Origin of the sequence: Streptomyces sp. NK08204 (assembly GCF_020400585.1) — a bacterium.
In the GTDB taxonomy this organism is placed as follows: Bacteria; Actinomycetota; Actinomycetes; order Streptomycetales; family Streptomycetaceae; genus Streptomyces.
The window spans coordinates 412,410-430,800 of record NZ_JAINVF010000002.1; the positions used below are offsets into that span (position 1 = coordinate 412,410).

The following is an 18,391-nucleotide window of genomic DNA, read 5'->3' on the forward strand; positions in this document are numbered from 1 at the left end:
ATAAAACCGACTGGTAAGTCTGGTTCTCGAGCGCTCGTGGGTCGTGCGGGGAGTGGCTCCTGCGCCCCGCGTCGAAGCATCACCGGCGCCCGGGCTTGCCGTCCCGGGTCTTCCGGAATTGATCAACTGATCAAGGCCAGGCGGCTTCTTGTGCCGTTTGGTTGCCGATCTTTGTCCGTCGCCGGGGGTCGCGCGCGCCCACGGCGTGCGACCCGTCACGTATTCCTGCGCCGGGATCCCCGTTGCCGTGTGGTGAGTTATCGTATGCAGGGGGTTAAAAAAAACCGCATGTCCCGTCGGTTCATGTCGCAAGGAGGGGTCCGACCATGGCGAGGCAGTTGCGCGCTGAGCAGACCCGGGCAACGATCATCACGGCCGCCGCCGATCTGTTCGACCGGCACGGCTACGAATCCACCAGCCTGAGCGACATCGTCGACCACGCGAAGATCACCAAGGGCGCCCTGTACTTCCACTTCGCAGCCAAGGAGGACCTGGCCCGCGCCATCCTCGAGCTGCACGCCCAGGCCGGCCTGCGCGTGGTGGCCGACGTCGAGGGCCGTTGCTGCTCCTCGCTCGAGGCCCTGATGCGCACCACGTTCGGCATCGCCCGGCTCGCCGTGGACGACCCGGTGCTGCGCGCCGGACTCCGTCTGGCGGCGGCGGAGATCGCCGTGAAACCGCACGGGGCGCACCCCTTCGCCGAGTGGCTGCAATTCGCCACACAGAAGATCAAGGCCGCCGTCAAGGAGGCCGACGTGCACTCCGACGTCGACGCCGGCGCCGTCGCCCACTCCCTCGTCTGCTTCTTCATCGGCACCCGCGTCGCCGGCCGCACCGTCGAGCCGATCGCCCGGCTGCCCCGCCGGCTGGCCGAGATGTGGCACCTGCTGGTCCGCGGAGTGGTCCCGGTGCCCCGCCGCCCGCGCTATCTGGCGCTCGCCACGCAGCTGGAGCGGGAGACCAGGGCGGCCTGATCCGCGCGGTACGGTGACGGCATGCCCGACGGCCCCCTCGCTCCCGTGATCCTCGGCGACGAACCCGGCTCCTTCCCGTACCGCGTGCTGGCCGAGCGGCACCCCGCGATCATCCGGCGGGTGAGGGACGCCTTCCCCTACGGCCCCGGCCAGCGCGGTGCGCTCGACGCGCTCCTGGAAAGCTGCACCGACGGCGTGATCGAACCCCTGTCCGAGGACGCCCCTGACCGGGACCGCTGGCGCGCCTGGGGCCTGGACGGCTACGTGGGGTGGTCCTGGTTCGATGTGCCCTGGCTGTGGTCCGAGAGCTACTTCTACCGCCGGCTGCTGGACGCCGTCGGCTACTTCTGGCCGGGCGCCTGGCAGGGCATCGACCCCTTCCGCCCGTTCAAACACGCCGAACTCGACGCCCCGGAGACCGGCGAGGAACTCGCCGCGCTCGACGGTCTGCGGGACCGGCCGGAGGAGGAGCGGGCGCGGGCCCTGCTGCACGGCTCGCTGTGGGGCAACCGCGCGGACCTCGGTTTCCGGCTCTCCGCCGCCGGAGCCGAGGCGGCGGAGCCGGCCCCCGCGCTGGTCGCCGACGACAGCGACACCCTGTGGTCGCTGCTGCCGCCCACCGGCACCGGCACGCTCTGCCTCGTCGCGGACAACGCGGGACCGGAACTCGTCCCCGACCTGCTGATGGTCGCGCACCTCCTCGCCGCGGGGCGGATCGCGCGCGCCGTGCTGCACGTCAAGCCGTACCCGTACTACGTCTCCGACGCCACGACCGCCGACGTGATCGACGCCGTTCACCGGGTCCGTGCCGCGCCGGGCGCCGCCGCCGAGTACGGGCACGCGCTCTGGGCGGCGATGGCCGACGGCCGCCTCACCGTGCGTGCCCACCCCTTCTCGTGCGCCCCGCTGCCGTACGCCGAGATGCCGGACGACCTGCGCTCCGATTTCGCCGCGGCCGACCTCACCCTCGTCAAGGGCGACCTCAACTACCGTCGGCTGGTCGGCGACCGGATGTGGCCGCCGACCACCCCTTTCCAGGAGGCGACCGCGTACTTCCCGGGCCCGGTCGCCGCCCTGCGCACCCTGAAGTCCGATGTCGTGACCGGCCTGTCCGAGCCCACCGAGGCCGCCCTGGTCGCCGCTGAGGGGCAGCGCTGGCGCACGGCGGGCACGCACGCGCTGATCCAGGTGCGCCCGTCAGACGACGTACACCGGCAGTGACTTGAGGCCGTTGATGAAGTTCGACACCAGCCGTCCGGGCGGTCCGGCGAGCCGCGGGGCGGGCAGCACGCGCAGCGCCTCCTCGTAGAGCAGCCGCAGTTGCAGCCGGGCGAAGTGCGCGCCCAGGCAGACATGCGGGCCGTCCCCGAACGAGACGTGCGGGTTCGGCGAGCGGGCGAGGTCGAGCCGGCCGGGGCCGGTGAACACGCGCTCGTCCCGGTTGGCGGAGGCATGGAACACCACGACCTTGTCACCCGCCCGGATCTGCTGCCCGGCCAGCTCGGTGTCCCGCTCGGCCGTCCGGCGGAAGGTCAGCACCGGTGGATGCCAGCGCAGCAGTTCGTCGACCGCGGACTGCATCCCGACCTTGCCGGCGCGCAGCAGCTCGTACGACTCCGGGTGCTCCGCCAGCGCCAGCAGCCCACCGGGTGCCGCGCTGCGCACGGTGTCGTTTCCGGCGACGGTGAGCAGGAAGAAGAACATCTCCAGCTCGGCCTGGGTGAGTTCGGCGTCATGGGCGAGGGTCGTCAGGATGTCGTCTGCGGGATACCGCCGTTTGAACGCAGCCAGCTGTCCGGCGTACGCGAACATGTCCCGCAGCATCGCCGGGGAGCGCGGATCGACCAACTCTCCCGCCCCGTCCAGCACCGCGGGCCCGGCCTCGTCCGGATCCTGGTAGCCGATGACCCGCTGCGTCCAGTGCAGCAGCAGCCGCCGGTCGCGGGCCGGAACACCCAGCAGGTCGGTCAGGTTGAGCAGCGCGTACTCGTCGGTGACGGCCGCCACCAGGTCGGCCGTGCCGTCCCCGGCGCGTGCCTGCGCGAGCGCCCCCGCCAGCAGGGTGCGCGCCCGCTGTCGCGCGACGTCCGCGAACCGCTCGATGCGGCCCGGTGTGAACGCCCGGCTGACCAGCCGCCGCAACCGCCCGTGCTGCGGTGGGTCCTGGTTGAGCATCATGCTCCGGATGAAGGGCAGATCCTCCGGATCGGGGTCCCGGATCTGGGTCGCGCCCAGGTACGAGGAGTACCCCGACGCGTCCTTGAGCACCCGTACGACGTCGGCGTGCCGGGTCACCGCCCAGAACCCGGGCCCGGCCGGCCAGCCCAGCACCTCCGGCTCCTCCTGCCAGGCCACCGGATGGTGGTCGCGCAGCAGGCGGTAGTCGGCGTACGGCACCCCGGCCGCGTACCGGCGCGGGTCGAAGACGTCCGGCACCGGCGGGGCCTCGCGCACGCTCACGCCGCCCCGCCCTCGGCCGCCCCGCCTGCCCCGTCCGTCACGTCCGCGCGCAGGAAGTCCTCCACGCCGCGGATCAGCTCCAGCGGAGTCTCGTCCATGGCGTAGTGCCCCGCGCCGGCCAGCGCGGCGAGCTGCGCGCGCGGGTACCAGGACATCCAGGTCTCCCGCATGACCGCAGGCGACAGCGCCGGGTCCAGTTCACCGGCCACGGCCAGCGCCGGCACCTCGCTGCCCACGACGTCGGCGTGGAAGTCCTCGGCCGCCCAGGAGTCGAGCCAGGCCCGGAACGCCTTGGCGTCACTGCGTGCCAGCGAGCGGGCCACCATCCGGTCGAGCCAGGCGGCCGGCCGCCGGTTCCCGGTGGTGAAGTCGATGATCGCGCGCCGGTTCTCCGGCCGGTGCGCCGCGTCCGTGAACAGCGCTGCCTGCTCACCGGCCAGCGTCATCCCCGAGGCGGGCACGGGAGAGACACCCACGATCCGACGCAGCCGGTCCGGGGCGAGGCACAGCAGCCGCTGCGCCACCGCCCCGCCCATGGAGTGCCCGATCACCGAGAACCGCTCCCAGCCCAGGCGGTCGGCCAGCTCCACCAGGTCCGCCGCCGCCTCGGCGGTGGTGAAGGAGCCGGTCGCGTCCCGGGCCTCCCCGTAGCCGCGCAGGTCGACCAGCGCGTAGGTGAAAGCGGTGCGGTCGAGGTCCGGCAGTACGGCGGCGTAGGCGGTCCGGTCGGCGAACCAGCCGTGCACGGCGAACACCTTGTGGGAGCCGTCGCCGTGCACCTCATGGGGCAGCACGAAGGAGGTCATGCGCTTACGTTGGCCCGCGCGCCGGGACTCGGCAAGAGCGCGGACGACGACTCGTCCGCGCCGTCCCTGTCCGTCAACTCCACCTGCCCATGCGGGGAGTTCCCCGTTCCGCAGCCGGTTCACGCGATGGTGTGGTCATGTGCCGTGCCGCGGATGGGGGCCAGAGGGCCCGGGTAAGGCCCCGCCATGACGCAGCCGTTCGAACTCCCGCACTTCTACATGCCGTATCCCGCGCGGCTCAACCCGCACCTGGAGGAGGCACGCGCCCACTCGACGGCGTGGGCGCGCGAGATGGGCATGCTGGAGGGCTCCGGGATCTGGGACCAGGCCGACCTCGAAGCGCACGACTACGGACTCCTGTGCTCCTACACCCACCCCGACTGCGACGGACCCGCGCTCTCGCTGATCACCGACTGGTACGTGTGGGTGTTCTTCTTCGACGACCACTTCCTGGACATGTTCAAGCGCACCCAGGACCGCGCCGCGGGCAAGGCCCACCTCGACCGCCTCCCGCTGTTCATGCCGCTGGACCTGGCAACCCCCGTGCCGGAGCCGGAGAACCCGGTGGAGGCGGGCCTGAAGGACCTGTGGCAGCGCACGGTTCCGGCGATGTCCGTGGACTGGCGCCGGCGGTTCTCCGTCGCCACCGAGCACCTGCTCAACGAGTCCATGTGGGAGCTGTCCAACATCAACGAGGGGCGGATCGCCAACCCGGTCGAGTACATCGAGATGCGCCGCAAGGTGGGCGGCGCCCCCTGGTCGGCGGGGCTCGTGGAGTACGCGACCGCCGAGGTGCCCGCCGCCGTCGCCGGGACCCGGCCGCTCAGGGTGCTCATGGAGACGTTCTCCGACGCCGTCCACCTGCGCAACGACCTCTTCTCCTACCAGCGCGAGGTCGAGGACGAGGGCGAGAACAGCAACGGCGTGCTGGTCCTGGAGAAGTTCTTCGGCTGCACCACCCAGGAGGCCGCGGACACCGTCAACGACATCCTCACCTCCAGGCTGCACCAGTTCGAGCACACCGCGCTGACCGAAGTGCCCGCCGTCGCCCTCGAGAAGGGCCTGCACCCGGCCGAGGCCGCGGCGATCGCCGCCTACGCCAAGGGACTGCAGGACTGGCAGTCCGGCGGCCACGAATGGCACATGCGTTCCAGCCGCTATATGAACAAGGGCGCCCGCGCGGACTCGCCCTGGCAGATCCCGAGCGGCCCGGGCCTGTCCGCCGCCGACGTCGGCGCGGTGCTCGCCGCAGCCGCGCAGGAACGTCTGCGTGCCCACTCCCACGTGCCGTTCCGGAAAGTCGGCCCCTCCCGGCTGCCCGACTTCCACATGCCCTTCAGGCTGGAGCTGAGCCCGCACCTCGACGACGCCCGGGCGAACCTCCTGGCCTGGACCCGCCGGACGGGCATCCTCCAGGAGGGCGTCTGGGACGAGGACAAGCTCGCCGCCTACGACCTCCCGCTCTGCTCCGCCGGCCTGGACCCGGACGCCACCCCGGAGGCCCTCGACCTCAGCGCGCAGTGGCTCGCCTGGGGGACGTACGGCGACGACTACTACCCGCTGGTCCACGGCCACCGGCGCGACCTCGCCGCCGCCCGGCTGACCACGGCACGGCTCTCCCGGTGCATGCCCGTCGAGGGCGAACCGGCCCTCGTCCCGGCCAACGCCATGGAACGCGGACTGATCGACCTGTGGGCCCGCACGACCGCCGCGATGACCACCGGCCGGCGGCGCACCCTGAAGGCGGCCGTGGACACCATGACCGAGAGCTGGGTGTGGGAACTCTCCAACCAGTTGCAGAACCGCATCCCCGACCCCGTCGACTACCTGGAGATGCGCCGCTCGACCTTCGGCTCCGACCTCACCCTGAGCCTGTGCCGGATGGGCCAGGGCCCCGCGATCCCGCCGGAGGTCTACCGCAGCGGGCCGGTGCGCTCCCTGGAGAACGCCGCGATCGACTACGCCTGCCTGCTCAACGACATCTTCTCGTACCAGAAGGAGATCGAGTACGAGGGCGAGATCCACAACGCCGTCCTCGTCGTGCAGAACTTCTTCGGCGTGGACTACCCGGACGCACTCGCCGTCGTCCACGACCTGACGACACAGCGCATGCAGCAGTTCGAACACGTCGTCGCGCACGAACTGCCGGTTCTGTACGACGACCTCGAGCTGCCGGCCGAGGCACGCGCCGCCATGGCCGCCTACATCGCCGACCTGCAGAACTGGATGGCGGGCATCCTGAACTGGCACCGCAGCGTCGACCGGTACAAGGCCGAGTGGCTCGGCCGCCGCGCGCACGGCTTCCTGCCCGCCCGCACGCCCGCCGTCCTGGTGCCGGCACTCGGCTGACCGGGCTTTGCCCGTCCGTACGGGGTTTCGGACACCTCCCGGGCGGCAGAGGGCAGTGCGGCGGGGTCACACGGGCTGAACCGCCCGCGAGCCCGCATGTCCGGCCGCGGCCCGTGCCAGCGCCCGTACGACGGGGTGCGGGCGCGAGCCGTCGCCGGCCAGCTCCGGCTGGAACAGCGTGGCCAGGAAGAAGGGGTGGTCCGGGAGTTCGGCGACCCGGACCTGCCCGTCCTCGTCGTGCCCGGAGAAGCGCAGGCCCGCCGCGCGCAGCGTGTCGAGGTGCCGGGAGGGGCCGTACGCGCAGACGTACCGCTCGACCGTGCGCGCCGAGCCGATCACGGACTGGGCCAGCGAACCCGGCTCCAGGACCACCGGGGCCTCGTGGCCGGCCAGTGAACAGGCGAGCGCCTCGATGAGCGGGTCCTCGGCGCCGGGGTCGGTCTCGGCGTGCGCCGCCCGGGTCAGCCCGCACACGTTCCGGGCGTACTCCAGCAGCGCGTACTGGAAGCCGCCGCACGTGCCCAGGAACGGGATGCCCTCCTGCCGCGCGGTGCGCACGGCCGCGAGGACCCCTGCCTCGCTGCGGTACGGACTGCCCGGCAGCACCCACACCGCGTCGAAGCCGCGCACCGCGCCCTCGGCCTCCGCGTCCTCGGACGGGATCCAGTAGGCGTCCAGGACGAGACGGTCACGTTCGGCGAGTGCGTCCAGCAGCAGCGGGATCCGGGTGTGCGAAACGACGTTCGGGGAGCGGTCCCCGACCAGGGCGAGGGTGGCGGTGTTCGTCATGACCGTCATCCTTCGCGAGCCCACGCGTTCACGTCCAACGATGATTCCTGCTCCATCGATAAGCACTGCTGATGGACATGGGATCCTCGTCCGCATGGATCCGCACCTGCTGCGCACGTACGTCACCGTCGCCCGCCTCGCCTCCTTCTCGGAGGCCGCGCGGGAGCTCGGCTACACCCAGTCCGCGGTGTCCCAGCACATCGCCGCACTGGAACAGGACCTGGGCGCGCCGCTGCTGACCCGGCGGCCGGTCGCACCCACGGCGGCCGGAGCAAGGCTCCTGGAGTACGCGGGACCGCTGCTGCTGCGCCTGGACGCGGCCCGCGCCGACATCGTCCGCCTGGCCGCCACACCGGCCCACGGCCTTACCCTGGCCACCACCGCGACCGCGTTCGCCGCGCACCTCCTCGCCGCCCTCCCGCCGGCCGGGGTGAGCCTGTGCGTCCTCGCCCGCGACGAGATCCCGGCCGCCGTCGCCACCGGCACCGCCGACCTCGCAGCCGTCGACGGGCTGGCCGCGCCGAGCGATCCGCTGCGGCTGCCCGACGTGGCACCGCTGACCACGCACGCTCTCGCCGAGGAACCCGTCAGCGTGCTGCTGCCCGCCGGACACCCCCTCGCCGGCCGGCCCGGCCTGCGCCTCGGCGACCTCGCCGACGCCCGGTGGCTCGACGCCCCCGACGCGGCCTTCCCGCTCGCCCACCTGCGCTCCGTCAACGGCGGCGGCACCTTCCGTCCCGCACTGCGCTACGAGGGCACCGACATCCGCACCCTCACCGCCCTCGCCGCGGCCGGGCACGGCCTCACCCTGCTGCCACGCACCCTGGCCACCGGCGTCCCGGGCACGGTCGCCGTCCCGCTCACCGCGCCACGTGTGGTGCACCGCACGGAACTCCTGTACGGCGGCACGCCCGCCGGAGCCGCGGCCGAGCTGGTGCGCCGGCTGGTCGACGCCGACTGAGTCCGTCGCCCTGGCCCCCCGCCATGACTACCCTGCGCCCGCCTCCGGCCATTCTCACTCGTTCGTGTCTCGTCACGGTCCGGCGCCGCGGGTAGAGCACCAGCCGGAGGTGGGCGAACCATGGAACACACCGCGTCGGGTCCCGAGCCCATGCCCGGCCAGGTCAACGGCCAGGCCGACGCCGCCGGCCCCACCCGGCGCCCGCAGGCGGAAAGCCGACGCGGCCGGCGGCTCAGGACCCTGCTGCTCGGCCTGTTCACCGGCACCGTCCTGGTGCTCTGCGGCGTCGGCCTCGGCACCGTCGGCACCGTCGGCGCCACGGTGACCGGGCTCGGCAGGCTCGCCGAACTGCGCCACCACATGACACCACATGCCACCGCGACGGCCTCCGGCCCCGCCCCGGCCGTGCCCACGGCCACGCTCGGCCTGGAGGCCGTCGACGCGGAGAAGGACGGCGCCCTGGTGGTGGGGGTCCATGTGCCCGGCCCCGGCTACACGGCGGGTCTGGTCCGCGGGGACGTCCTGCTGCAGTTCGGCACCACGCGCGTCGACACGGCCGCCGATCTCGCCCGAGCCGTCGCCCGCGCCCGCCCTGGCACGGGGGTGACCCTCACCGTCCTCCACCACAGCGGGGGCTACCAGCAGTTGACGGTGGTTCCGGCGGCCGTGGTCTGAGGGAGGCGACGGTGCGGCGCGGTGCGACCGGGGACTGTCGGGCAGCCCGGCCGATCTCGCGGAAGCCCCTTGCCCCTGCGACACCGCGTTGGTCACCCTCCGCCTCACGCGCCATGATGACCCCATGCCGTTTGCGACCCGCGCTCGGAGGCCCGGATGACCGGTAACGCGCCCGCGCCCTTCACCACCGACGACTACCGGGCCCGCATGGAGCGGGCCGCGCGCGCCGCGGCCGACGCCGGCCTCGCGGGCCTGCTCGTGGCGCCGGGGCCGGACATGGTCTGGCTGACCGGCTACACGCCCACCGCCGTCACCGAACGGCTCACCGCGCTGGTCCTCACACCCGGGCACGACCCTGTCCTCGTCGTGCCCACCCTGGAAGCCCCGGACGCCGAGCAGGCGGCCGGCGCGCCCGCGCTCACCCTGCGCGACTGGACCGACGGCCAGGACCCCTACGCCGTCACCGCCGCCCTTCTCGACGGTGACGGCCGGTTCGGCATCAGCGACAACACCTGGGCCATGCACCTGCTCGGTCTCCAGCGGGCCCTGCCCGGCACCTCCTACGCCGCTCTCACCGACGCCCTGCCCATGCTGCGCGCCGTGAAGGACACCGCCGAACTGGAACTGTTGGCAGCCGCCGGAGCGGCTGCCGACGCGGCGTTCGAGGAGATCCGGAAGGTCCGCTTCGCCGGGCGCCGCGAGTCCGACGTCGGTCACGACCTCGCCGGCCTGCTGCGCCGCTTCGGGCACTCCCAGGTCGACTTCACCATCGTCGGCTCGGGCCCCAACGGCGCCAACCCGCACCACGAGGTCGGCGACCGCGTCATCCGGCACGGTGACATGGTCGTCCTCGACTTCGGCGGCCTCAAGGACGGCTACGGCTCCGACACCACCCGCACGGTGCACGTCGGCGAGCCGACCGAGGAGGAGCGCACCGTCCACGACATCGTGCGCGCCGCCCAGGAGGAGGGTTTTCGCGCGGTACGGCCGGGCGTCGCCTGCCAGGAGGTCGACCGCGCCGCCCGCGCGGTGATCGACGACGCCGGATACGGGGAGTACTTCATCCATCGCACCGGGCACGGCATCGGCGTCACCACGCACGAGCCGCCGTACATGATCGAGGGCGAGGAGCAGCCCCTCGTGCCCGGCATGTGCTTCTCCGTGGAGCCCGGCATCTACCTGCCCGGCCGCTTCGGGGTGCGCATCGAGGACATCGTCACCGTGACCGAGGACGGCGGACGCCGGTTGAACAACACCAGCCGTGAGATGGTCATAGTGGAGTGAGCAGCCACGAAGAGCCCGAAGAGGCTCAAACCCACCTCGAACACATCCCGGAACGGCAAACGCGCGACCCATGACCCAGCCACCGACCCCCACCGCGGACACCGTCCGCAGACTGGTCCGCCCGCTGCTCAAGGAGAGCGGCACACAGGGGCCCGACGTGCGGCCCGTCACCGCGGGCCGCGCGTACACCTGGTGGGTCGGCTCCCGCCATGTACTGCGCCTCGCCCCCGACCGCGAGGCCGCCGTGCTCCGCCGCCGCGAACTGCGCCTGCGCGAGGTGGTGCGCCCGCACGTGCCCGTCGCCGTCCCGATCAGCGTCGCGCACGGCGACTGGGCGCCCGGTCTCGCCTACACCCTCGACATCGTGGTGCCCGGCGGCACGGCCGACCAGCACGACGTCTCCGCCGTCGGCGAGGCCGACCTCGCGGGCCTGCTCACCGGGCTGCGCGTGGTGCCCGCACGGCAGGCCGAGGCGCTCGGCGTGCCGCGCACCGCCCCGCGCTCCCTGGAGGCGCTGCGCAGGATGGCCGTGCACGCGGCCGAACGGCTCGCCGCTGCCGACGAGTTCGACCCGGCCCGGCTGCACCAGCTCACCCCGCCCGGCGCGGCCCAGCTGGCCGCCCAGCCCGGCACCGCCGTCCTCACCCACCACGGGCTGACCGGCGAGCACGTGGTGGTCAGCGCCGACGGGCGGGTGCGCGGCGTCCTGGACTGGACCGCGGCGTCCCTGGGCGACCCGGCCGAGGACATCGCCGGGCTCGCCGTCGCCGTCGGCTCCCCGGCCGCCGTCCGTGCCGCCACCCTGGCCGGCTACGGCGCCCGCCCCTGCCTGCGCGGTCTGTGGCTCGCCCGCTGCGACACCGTCATCCGCCTCACCGACCACCTCGAAGGCCGTGCGGGCGGCTCCCCGGCCCTGCTGCGGACCCAGCTGGGGCGGGCGTGGGAGCCGATCCTGCTGGAGCGGGTGAGCGGACTCGAGGACGACGGAACGGAGCCGTAGGCACCGCGCAGGTGAGCCTTCCGTGCCCGCGCACCTCCGTGTCTCAGCGCCTCCGTGTCTCAGCCATGTGCGCTCCAGCGCCTGCGCGCCTCACGGCTGGAGCAGCACCACGCACGACTCCCCGGGCATCCGGAGCAGCCCGTCCGGGCCCGGCGTTGTCACCGGGTCCCAGGCGGCGAGCACCTCCACCCGGCCGGTGCCCAGCGGGATCACGGCGGGCTCCTTGCCCAGGTTCACCGCCACCCGGACGTCCCCACGGCGCAGGGCCAGCCAGCGGGCCTCCTCGTCGTACGCCACCTTCGTGTCGGAGAGGTCGGGATCGGTGAGGTCCGGCTGCGTCCGGCGCAGCGCGAGCAGTTGCCGGTACCAGGCCAGCACGCGCGCATGGGGCTCGGCCTCCGGCTCCGACCAGTCCAGGCAGGAACGGTCCCGGGTCGCCGGGTCCTGCGGATCGGGTACGTCCTCCTCGGCCCAGCCGTGTGCCGCGAACTCCCGCCGCCTGCCCCGGCGTACCGCGTCGGCCAGCTCCGGGTCCGTGTGATCGGTGAAGAACTGCCACGGCGTGCCCGCCGCCCACTCCTCGCCCATGAACAGCATCGGCGTGAACGGCGCGGTCAGCGTGAGCGTGGCCGCGCAGGCCAGCAGGCCGGGGGAGAGCAGCGCGGAAAGCCGGTCGCCCTGGGCCCGGTTGCCGATCTGGTCGTGGGTCTGCGCATAGCCGAGCAGCCGGTGCCCGGCCACCCGGGCGCGGTCCAGCGGGCGGCCGTGGCGACGGCCCCGGAAGCTGGAGTACGTGCCGTCGTGGAAGTAGCCGCCGGTGAGTGTCCTGGCGAGCGCGGCGAGCGGGGCGTGCGCGAAGTCGGCGTAGTAGCCCTGGGACTCGCCGGTCAGGGCGGCGTGCAGGGCATGGTGGAAGTCGTCGTTCCACTGCGCGTGCAGGCCGAGCCCGTGCTCCGCGCGCGGGGTGATGTACCGCGGGTCGTTCAGGTCGGACTCGGCGATCAGGAAGAGCGGTCGTCCCAGCTCCTCGGCGAGGCCGTCCACGGCCGCCGACAGCTCCTCCAGGAAGTGGCACGCGCGTGTGTCGTGCAGCGCGTGCACCGCGTCGAGCCGCAGCCCGTCGAGCCGGTAGTCCCGCAGCCACGCCAGCGCGCTGTCCACGAGATAGGCGCGCACCTCGTCGGAGCCGGGCGCGTCCAGGTTCACCGCCGCGCCCCAGGGCGTGTGGTGGGTGTCGGTGAAGTACGGCCCGAACGCGGGCAGATGGTTGCCCGACGGACCCAGGTGGTTGTGCACGACGTCCAGGACGACGCCCAGGCCGAGTTCGTGTGCCCGGTCGACGAACCGTTTCAGTGCCTCGGGACCGCCGTACGGTTCGTGCACCGCCCACGGCGACACCCCGTCGTACCCCCACCCGTGCCGCCCCGGGAACGGGCACAGCGGCATCAACTCCACGTGGGTGATGCCGAGTTCCGCGAGGTGCCCGAGACGGGCGGCAGCCGCGTCCAGGGTGCCCTCGCGGGTGTACGTGCCCACATGCAGCTCGTAGAGCACCGCGCCCGGCAGCGGGCGCCCCGGCCACGCCGTACGCCACGCGTACCGCCCGTGGTCCACGACCGCGCTCGGACCGTCCGGTCCGTCCGGCTGGCGGCGCGAGCGCGGGTCGGGCAGCACCGGGCCGTCGTCCAGCGCGAACCCGTACCGGGTGCCGTCCCGTGCCTCCGCCTCACCCGTCCACCAGCCGCTGCGCTCCGGGTCGCGCTCCAATGCGCACCTGACGCCTTCGCACTGGAGTGTCACTCGCTCTGCCTTCGGTGCCCACACCTCGAACTGCACGGACGGTTCCCCTTCGTCTGCCCACCGTGATGTCAAGCCCGTCCATCGTGCCGCGAACACGATCAGTGCGCTTTCGAATTCCGCTCCTTTCCCAGCGGGTGTCGCGGACGTACGCGCGCGTGGCCCCCTTTTCCCTTTTCTGGACACCCGGGGTTCACTGACCGACAATCACCTGCGTGACGTCGTCCTTCGAGTTCTCCACGTACCCCGCGCGGCTGTCCGACGCGGAGCGGGACAAGGCGCTGCAGCTGCTGCGTGACGGCGTCGCCATGGGCCGGCTGTCGCACGACACGTTCGTGCGCCGCATGGAACTGGCCCTCGCGGCCCGCCGCGCCGACGAACTCGCCGCCCTCACCGCCGACCTGCCCCGGGAGGGGAACCGTGTCTCGCGCGCGGTCTTCGGCGCCGTCGAGGCCGTGTCCGGGTTCACCGTACGGCTGCGCCGGGCCTGGCAGGCCGAACGGCTGCCCAAGCTGCTGCTGCCCCGCCAGGCGGGCGCCCAGTCGCTGCGCATCGGCCGTGACCCCGCCAGCGGGCTGCGGCTGAACCACGAGACCGTCTCCCGCGTGCATGCCGAGCTCAGCCTCCAGGGCGGCCTGTGGGTGCTCAAGGACCTCGGCTCCACCAATGGCACCACCGTCAACGGTCGCCGGGTGATCGGCGCCGTCGTCGTGCGCGAGGGCGATCAGGTCGGCTTCGGGCGGATGGCGTTCCGGCTCGCCGCGAGCTGATACCCGTTCGAGGGCGGGTCCCGTTCGGGTGAGTCGGATGGGGAACGCCCGCCGCCGTGCCGATGCAACGGACATGACGTACATCACCAGAGCGACAGCGGCGGCCGGTGCCCTGCTGGCCGCCGTATCCCTCCTCGCCACGCAACCGGCCCGGGCGGCGGCCCACGACGGCTTCCCGCGCAACTGGCTCCACCTCACCGTCACCCGGGGGGACGCACACTCCGGCGACACGCGCCGCACCCTGCTGCTGTGCGACCCGCCGCTGGGCCACGCGCAGGCGGCCCAGGCGTGCGCCGAACTCGCGGCGGCCGACGGCGACATCACCCGCATCCCCCCCAAACACGTCTTCTGCCCGATGATCTACGCCCCCGTGACCGCCCGCGCGCGCGGGCAGTGGAACGGACGGCACGTCGTCTACCAGGAGACGTTCTCCAACCGGTGCGTCATGAACGGGCGGACGGGGTCGGTCTTCGCCCTGGACGACTGACCGGAGGGCCGGCCGGACGACTGACCGGAGGGCCGGCCGGACGGTTGACGGGCCGACCGGTCGGCTGACGGGGCTTGGCCGGACGGTTGACGGGCCGATCGGACGGCTGGCGGGGTGGCCGGGCGGGCGTGGGTCGCGGTGGTTCACGCCCCCCGGTCACGTGCGTGCCGCGCCGCGACCAGCACCGTCCGGGCCTGATGCTCCACCTGGTGCTGCAACGGCACCCAGCGGGCCCGGAAACGCTCCGCGAAGGCGTCGCACCACAGGGCGACGAGCTGCTCCAGTCCGGGGGCGGCCCGGTCGTCCGCCGCCCGCAGCACCCGCAGCAGCATCGCCGCCGCCCGCAGCGGCAGCCGTCGCCCGAATGCGTCGACACTGCCGATGTGGGCCATCGTCGTGCCCGCCGGCGGTGTGCGGATCCAGTCCTGAGCCAGGCCCGGGACGAGGTCCAGCGCCCACCGGGTGGCCCGCAGCAGCGGCCCGTCCGCGCCCTCCAGCCGGGGCTGCGCCTCGGCGAGGATCCGCTCGACCTTCAGTGCGTCCTGCAGCAGCCGCTGCGCCAGGCGCCGCATCGCCGGCGCCGGGGCCGGATGCGGCGCCGGGTCGTCCACCAGGTCGCTGGCCCACATGGGCACCTCCACGACGGCGGTCAGACCGCCGTACCGGTGTGCGTGGTACCAGGTGCTGTGCCGGGCGTCGTCCGGCATGCTCGGGTAGGCGACGCCGGACTCGGGCCCGGGCATCACATGCACCCCGGGGCCGGAGGCGGGCCAGCCCGCGGCGTCCGACGCGCCCGTCTCCACCGGAATGTGCAGCTGCGCCGCCGACTTGGCGAACGGCTCGACCAGCCCCGGCAGCTCCTTCGTCAACTGCACCCAGCTGCCGCCGAGTTCGGTGCCATGCAGCGTCACCTGCAGATACGGGCGCAGTTCGTCGATGACCCCGGTCAGCGCCCGCGTCTCGGGCGGCAGCCGGTCCGGCGGCAGCACCGAGGGTGACCACTCCGGCTGTTCCGCGCCCGTCGGCCGGTAGAAGCCGTGGTGGTAGTCGAGCAGGCTGCGCGGCGCCGGGGTCACATGCAGGCTCGCCCCGTCCGGGTCGGCGCAGAGCAGGAAGTGCCACGAGGTGTCCGCCCGCAACTGCCGCTCGGCCAGTACCCTTTCGGCGAGCACCCGGAGCGTGGAGCCGCCGGTCGGCTCATTGGCGTGGGCGCCCGCCACCACCAGCACCGCCCGCCTGGCGTGTCCGACGGACAGCAGGTGCAGGGGGCGGCCGGCCCGGGAGGCGCCCACCTGTCTGAGGGAGCACAGGCCGGAGTCCCGAGCAGCCAACGCCCGTGCACAGGCAACGAGTTCGGCAACACTGGGGTAGCGCAGCTCCGGCAGGAGACTCACCCCCGACCAGTCCGCCCGGCTTCGCCCTCCCAGTGCCGCACGGCATGGGTGAACTGTCAAGCACATCGCGGGGAAGGCGCTCGGGGCCCTGGCGCCCCGGTGCACCGGCACGGCGGCCGGACCCGCCGCTGTGTGCCTGGGTTCACTGCTGGTGCAGCCCGCGTCCCGCCAGGGTCAGGAACACCTCGCCCACCGCCTCCGACAGCGTCGGGTGCGCGTGCACATGCCGGGCCACGTCCGTCGGCTGGGCGTCCCAGCCGACGATCAGCTGGCCCTCCGCGATCATCTCCGACACGTGCGGGCCCACCAGGTGCAGGCCGAGCACCTGCCCGCCACCGGCCTCGGCGACAACCTTCACCATGCCGCCCTGCCCGTGCACCATCCCCTTGGCGACGGCGGTCAGCGGCATCGTGTTGACGTCGACCGCGTTCCCGCGCGCGCGTGCCTCCGCCTCGCTCAGACCCACCGACGCCGTCTGCGGCGACGAGTACGTCACCCGGGGCACCGCCGCGTAGTCGACCGGCACCGACGGCAGCCCGGCCAGCGTCTCCGCCACCAGCAGACCCTCGGCGAACGAGGCGTGGGCCAGCCCGAGGGACGGCGGCGGCAGCAGATCGCCCACCACGTGGACGCCCGGCACGGCGGTCTCCAGCCGGTCCCAGCGCGCCGGTACGACGAAGCCCCGCTCGTCCGTGGTCAGGCCCGCCGCGGCCAGGCCGAGGCCCTCGGTCACCGGCGCGCGGCCCACGGCCACCAGCAGCCGCTCCGCCTCCACCGCCCGGGTCTCACCCCGTGAGGTGCGCACACGCGCGCGGACGCTGTTCTCCCGCACCTCCGCGTCCAGCAGCCGCGCGCCCGTCTGCACGTCGATCCCGCGCTTCTTCAGGCCGCGCGTCAGATGACGGCTCACATCGGCGTCCTCCAGCGGCACGATCCGGTCGGCGGCCTCCACCAGGGTGACCTCGGCGCCCATGGAACGGTGGAAGGAGGCGTACTCGACGCCGATCGCGCCGCCGCCGAGCACCAGAACAGACGCTGGGAGCCCCGGTGCGAACAGCGCGTCGTCACTGGTCACCACCCGGCGACCGTCCGGTGCGAGCCCCGGGAGCGTACGCGGGCGCGAACCGGTCGCGAGGACGATCCCACGGCGCGCGGTGAAGTCGTCCCCGCCCTCCACCCGCACTGTGCGCGCCCCGGTCAGCCGCGCGCTGCCGCGCACCACCCGCACACCCGCGTGCGCGAGATGCGCCTGCACTCCCTTGTGGTTGCGCGCCACGATGTCGTCACGGGTGGCCACCAGAGCCGCCCAGTCGACCGAGTCCAGCGTGGCCTTCACCCCCCAGCGCTCGCGCGCCTCCGCGACGCCGTCCACGAGTTCGGCGGCGTGCAGCATCGCCTTGCTCGGAATACAGCCCCGGTGCAGGCACGTTCCGCCGATCTTGTCGCGCTCCACGAGTACGACATCGAGGCCGAGGGACGCGGCGCGCAGCGCGGTGCTGTACCCGCCCGTGCCGCCGCCGATCACGATGACGTCCGCTGTGTCCATGGTCATGTCCCCACCTTCCGCCCGCCCCTTGTCATGAGTCCAAGGCAATGTTCTTGTGGAATCCATGCAGACTCTTCATGAGGTGTGGCGGACGAAGGGGATGCCGGGGATGCAGAGGCAGGAGCGGCCGGGGAGGGCGCGGAGTTGAGCCTGCGGCAGATGGAGTATTTCCTGATGGTCGTCCAGGAGGCGTCCTTCACGCGCGCGGCGGACGCCCTGCACGTCACCCAGCCCGCCCTCTCGCACCAGATCAAGGCCCTGGAGAAATCGGTCGGCGGCGCCCTGCTGGAGCGCCGGCCGCGCGGGGTGCGCCTCACCCCCATGGGCCGAGCCTTCCTGCCGCACGCCGAACTCGCCGTCCGCAGCGCCACCCGGGCCCACCGCGCGGCCCGCGCCGCCGCCGGTGCCGAGGGCGGCGAACTGCACGTCGCCGCCCTGCACTCCATCGCCGTCGGCGCCCTGCCCGATGTCTTCGCCCGCTGGCGCACGACCCACCCCCGGGTCCTGCTGCGGCTGCACGAGTACGCCACCGCCGAGGCCCTGGAGGAAGCCGTGGAGCGCGGCACCGCCGACCTCGCCGTCGGCCCGGCGCCCGCCGACCCGCCCGGCACCGTCGTCCCGGTCGGGGAGGAGGAACTGGTCCTTGTGGTGCCGTTCGACGACCGGCTCGCGGGCCGTGCGACGGTGACACTCCCGGAACTCGCCGACCGCGCCTGGATCCGCTGCGCCATGGAACCCGTCGTCCACGGCGAGCGCTTCCTCGACTGGGCCTGCGGCAAGGCCGGGTTCAGACCCCGCACCGCCGTGTGGACCGAGCACACCTCCACCGCCGTGCGCATGGCCGCCGCCGGGGTCGGGGTGTGCACCGCGCCCGCCCACCTCGTGCGCGGCGCGGTCGGCGAGGACTGCGTGGTACTCACTCCCGACCCGCCCTGGAAGCGCCCCCTGAGCGTCTATGCGCGCGTGCCGCCCACCGGAGCCGCCGAGGCCTTCGTGGACCTCCTGCGCGCCGTCTGGCCGACCCTCGGCGCGTCAACGACATGCCCGTACCCGGACGCCGAGCTGACCGCCTGAGCCGTGTCTCTGATGAGCTGAGCGG

Annotated in this window: 16 protein-coding genes; 10 read left to right on the forward strand and 6 right to left on the reverse strand. The window is 73.3% G+C overall.

What is annotated here, in order from left to right:
* The first annotated feature begins 326 nt into the window (after positions 1 to 326).
* Both K7G59_RS04920 and K7G59_RS04925 read left to right on the forward strand, forming a co-directional pair.
* On the forward strand, positions 327 to 974 hold the full coding sequence (locus K7G59_RS04920; protein WP_225830579.1) for a ScbR family autoregulator-binding transcription factor: 648 nt from the start codon (positions 327 to 329) through the stop codon (positions 972 to 974).
* Between the two features lie 21 nt (positions 975 to 995).
* Positions 996 to 2,195 carry a damage-control phosphatase ARMT1 family protein gene (locus K7G59_RS04925; protein ID WP_225830580.1) on the forward strand — a complete coding sequence of 400 codons (1,200 nt, stop codon included), beginning with the start codon at positions 996 to 998 and terminating at the stop codon, positions 2,193 to 2,195.
* Here K7G59_RS04925 and K7G59_RS04930 read toward each other — a convergent pair.
* Both K7G59_RS04930 and K7G59_RS04935 read right to left on the reverse strand, forming a co-directional pair.
* Positions 2,172 to 3,434 carry a cytochrome P450 gene (locus tag K7G59_RS04930; protein WP_225830581.1) on the reverse strand — a complete coding sequence of 421 codons (1,263 nt, stop codon included), beginning with the start codon at positions 3,432 to 3,434 and terminating at the stop codon, positions 2,172 to 2,174. The two genes, K7G59_RS04925 and K7G59_RS04930, sit on opposite strands and share 24 nt — an antisense overlap.
* Complete coding sequence (locus tag K7G59_RS04935; RefSeq protein ID WP_225830582.1) at positions 3,431 to 4,240, reverse strand: alpha/beta fold hydrolase; 810 nt, start codon at positions 4,238 to 4,240, stop codon at positions 3,431 to 3,433. Before K7G59_RS04935 ends, K7G59_RS04930 begins: the two co-directional genes overlap by 4 nt.
* 186 nt (positions 4,241 to 4,426) lie before the next feature.
* On the opposite strand from K7G59_RS04935, the gene cyc2 reads away from it, so the two are divergent.
* Positions 4,427 to 6,589: a germacradienol/geosmin synthase Cyc2 gene (cyc2, locus tag K7G59_RS04940; protein ID WP_225830583.1), complete on the forward strand. Its 2,163-nt coding sequence runs from the start codon at positions 4,427 to 4,429 to the stop codon at positions 6,587 to 6,589.
* 66 nt (positions 6,590 to 6,655) lie between these two features.
* Here the strand turns inward: cyc2 and K7G59_RS04945 are convergent, their stop codons facing one another.
* On the reverse strand, positions 6,656 to 7,378 hold the full coding sequence (locus K7G59_RS04945; RefSeq protein WP_225830584.1) for a hypothetical protein: 723 nt from the start codon (positions 7,376 to 7,378) through the stop codon (positions 6,656 to 6,658).
* A gap of 94 nt (positions 7,379 to 7,472) precedes the next feature.
* Between K7G59_RS04945 and K7G59_RS04950 the strand changes: the two genes are divergently transcribed.
* From K7G59_RS04950 to K7G59_RS04965, 4 genes are all read left to right on the forward strand, one after another.
* Positions 7,473 to 8,339: a LysR family transcriptional regulator gene (locus K7G59_RS04950; RefSeq protein ID WP_225830585.1), complete on the forward strand. Its 867-nt coding sequence runs from the start codon at positions 7,473 to 7,475 to the stop codon at positions 8,337 to 8,339.
* Between the two features lie 120 nt (positions 8,340 to 8,459).
* A complete protein-coding gene (locus tag K7G59_RS04955; protein ID WP_225830586.1) occupies positions 8,460 to 9,014 on the forward strand; it encodes a PDZ domain-containing protein in 555 nt (184 codons plus the stop codon).
* Between the two features lie 156 nt (positions 9,015 to 9,170).
* The gene (locus K7G59_RS04960; protein WP_225830587.1) at positions 9,171 to 10,298 is read left to right on the forward strand and encodes an aminopeptidase P family protein; all 1,128 of its coding nucleotides are present in this window, start codon (positions 9,171 to 9,173) and stop codon (positions 10,296 to 10,298) included.
* Between the two features lie 70 nt (positions 10,299 to 10,368).
* The gene (locus K7G59_RS04965; protein ID WP_225830588.1) at positions 10,369 to 11,298 is read left to right on the forward strand and encodes a phosphotransferase; all 930 of its coding nucleotides are present in this window, start codon (positions 10,369 to 10,371) and stop codon (positions 11,296 to 11,298) included.
* A gap of 90 nt (positions 11,299 to 11,388) precedes the next feature.
* Here K7G59_RS04965 and treZ read toward each other — a convergent pair whose 3' ends face one another.
* Positions 11,389 to 13,134, reverse strand: coding sequence for a malto-oligosyltrehalose trehalohydrolase (gene treZ / locus K7G59_RS04970; RefSeq protein ID WP_225830589.1), 1,746 nt, complete (start codon positions 13,132 to 13,134; stop codon positions 11,389 to 11,391).
* A gap of 176 nt (positions 13,135 to 13,310) precedes the next feature.
* Here treZ and K7G59_RS04975 point away from each other — a divergent pair, with 176 nt between their 5' ends.
* Together K7G59_RS04975 and K7G59_RS04980 are read left to right on the forward strand one after the other, a co-directional pair.
* Positions 13,311 to 13,865, forward strand: a complete 555-nt coding sequence (locus tag K7G59_RS04975; RefSeq protein WP_225830590.1) for a DUF1707 and FHA domain-containing protein — start codon at positions 13,311 to 13,313, stop codon at positions 13,863 to 13,865.
* Between the two features lie 73 nt (positions 13,866 to 13,938).
* A complete protein-coding gene (locus K7G59_RS04980; RefSeq protein WP_225830591.1) occupies positions 13,939 to 14,352 on the forward strand; it encodes an SSI family serine proteinase inhibitor in 414 nt (137 codons plus the stop codon).
* A 143-nt stretch (positions 14,353 to 14,495) separates the two neighbouring features.
* Here the strand turns inward: K7G59_RS04980 and K7G59_RS04985 are convergent, their stop codons facing one another.
* Together K7G59_RS04985 and lpdA are read right to left on the reverse strand one after the other, a co-directional pair.
* A complete protein-coding gene (locus K7G59_RS04985; RefSeq protein WP_225830592.1) occupies positions 14,496 to 15,746 on the reverse strand; it encodes a M14 family zinc carboxypeptidase in 1,251 nt (416 codons plus the stop codon).
* 142 nt (positions 15,747 to 15,888) lie between these two features.
* Complete coding sequence (lpdA, locus tag K7G59_RS04990) at positions 15,889 to 17,292, reverse strand: dihydrolipoyl dehydrogenase (RefSeq protein WP_374114190.1); 1,404 nt, start codon at positions 17,290 to 17,292, stop codon at positions 15,889 to 15,891.
* A 144-nt stretch (positions 17,293 to 17,436) separates the two neighbouring features.
* Here lpdA and K7G59_RS04995 point away from each other — a divergent pair, with 144 nt between their 5' ends.
* Entirely contained in the window at positions 17,437 to 18,366 is a 930-nt protein-coding gene (locus K7G59_RS04995; protein ID WP_225830594.1) for a LysR family transcriptional regulator, read from the forward strand.
* The last annotated feature ends 25 nt before the right edge of the window (positions 18,367 to 18,391 follow it).

Bases quoted from the DNA above. Each gene is read 5' to 3' on its own strand.
- lpdA (WP_374114190.1), bottom strand. From the start codon at position 17,292: ATGGACACAGCGGACGTCATCGTGATCGGCGGCGGCACGGGCGGGTAC.
- K7G59_RS04955 (WP_225830586.1), top strand. From the start codon at position 8,460: ATGGAACACACCGCGTCGGGTCCCGAGCCCATGCCCGGCCAGGTCAAC.
- K7G59_RS04960 (WP_225830587.1), top strand. From the start codon at position 9,171: ATGACCGGTAACGCGCCCGCGCCCTTCACCACCGACGACTACCGGGCC.
- cyc2 (WP_225830583.1), top strand. From the start codon at position 4,427: ATGACGCAGCCGTTCGAACTCCCGCACTTCTACATGCCGTATCCCGCG.
- K7G59_RS04980 (WP_225830591.1), top strand. From the start codon at position 13,939: ATGACGTACATCACCAGAGCGACAGCGGCGGCCGGTGCCCTGCTGGCC.
- K7G59_RS04920 (WP_225830579.1), top strand. From the start codon at position 327: ATGGCGAGGCAGTTGCGCGCTGAGCAGACCCGGGCAACGATCATCACG.
- K7G59_RS04925 (WP_225830580.1), top strand. From the start codon at position 996: ATGCCCGACGGCCCCCTCGCTCCCGTGATCCTCGGCGACGAACCCGGC.
- K7G59_RS04935 (WP_225830582.1), bottom strand. From the start codon at position 4,240: ATGACCTCCTTCGTGCTGCCCCATGAGGTGCACGGCGACGGCTCCCAC.
- K7G59_RS04945 (WP_225830584.1), bottom strand. From the start codon at position 7,378: ATGACGAACACCGCCACCCTCGCCCTGGTCGGGGACCGCTCCCCGAAC.
- K7G59_RS04965 (WP_225830588.1), top strand. From the start codon at position 10,369: ATGACCCAGCCACCGACCCCCACCGCGGACACCGTCCGCAGACTGGTC.
- K7G59_RS04950 (WP_225830585.1), top strand. From the start codon at position 7,473: ATGGATCCGCACCTGCTGCGCACGTACGTCACCGTCGCCCGCCTCGCC.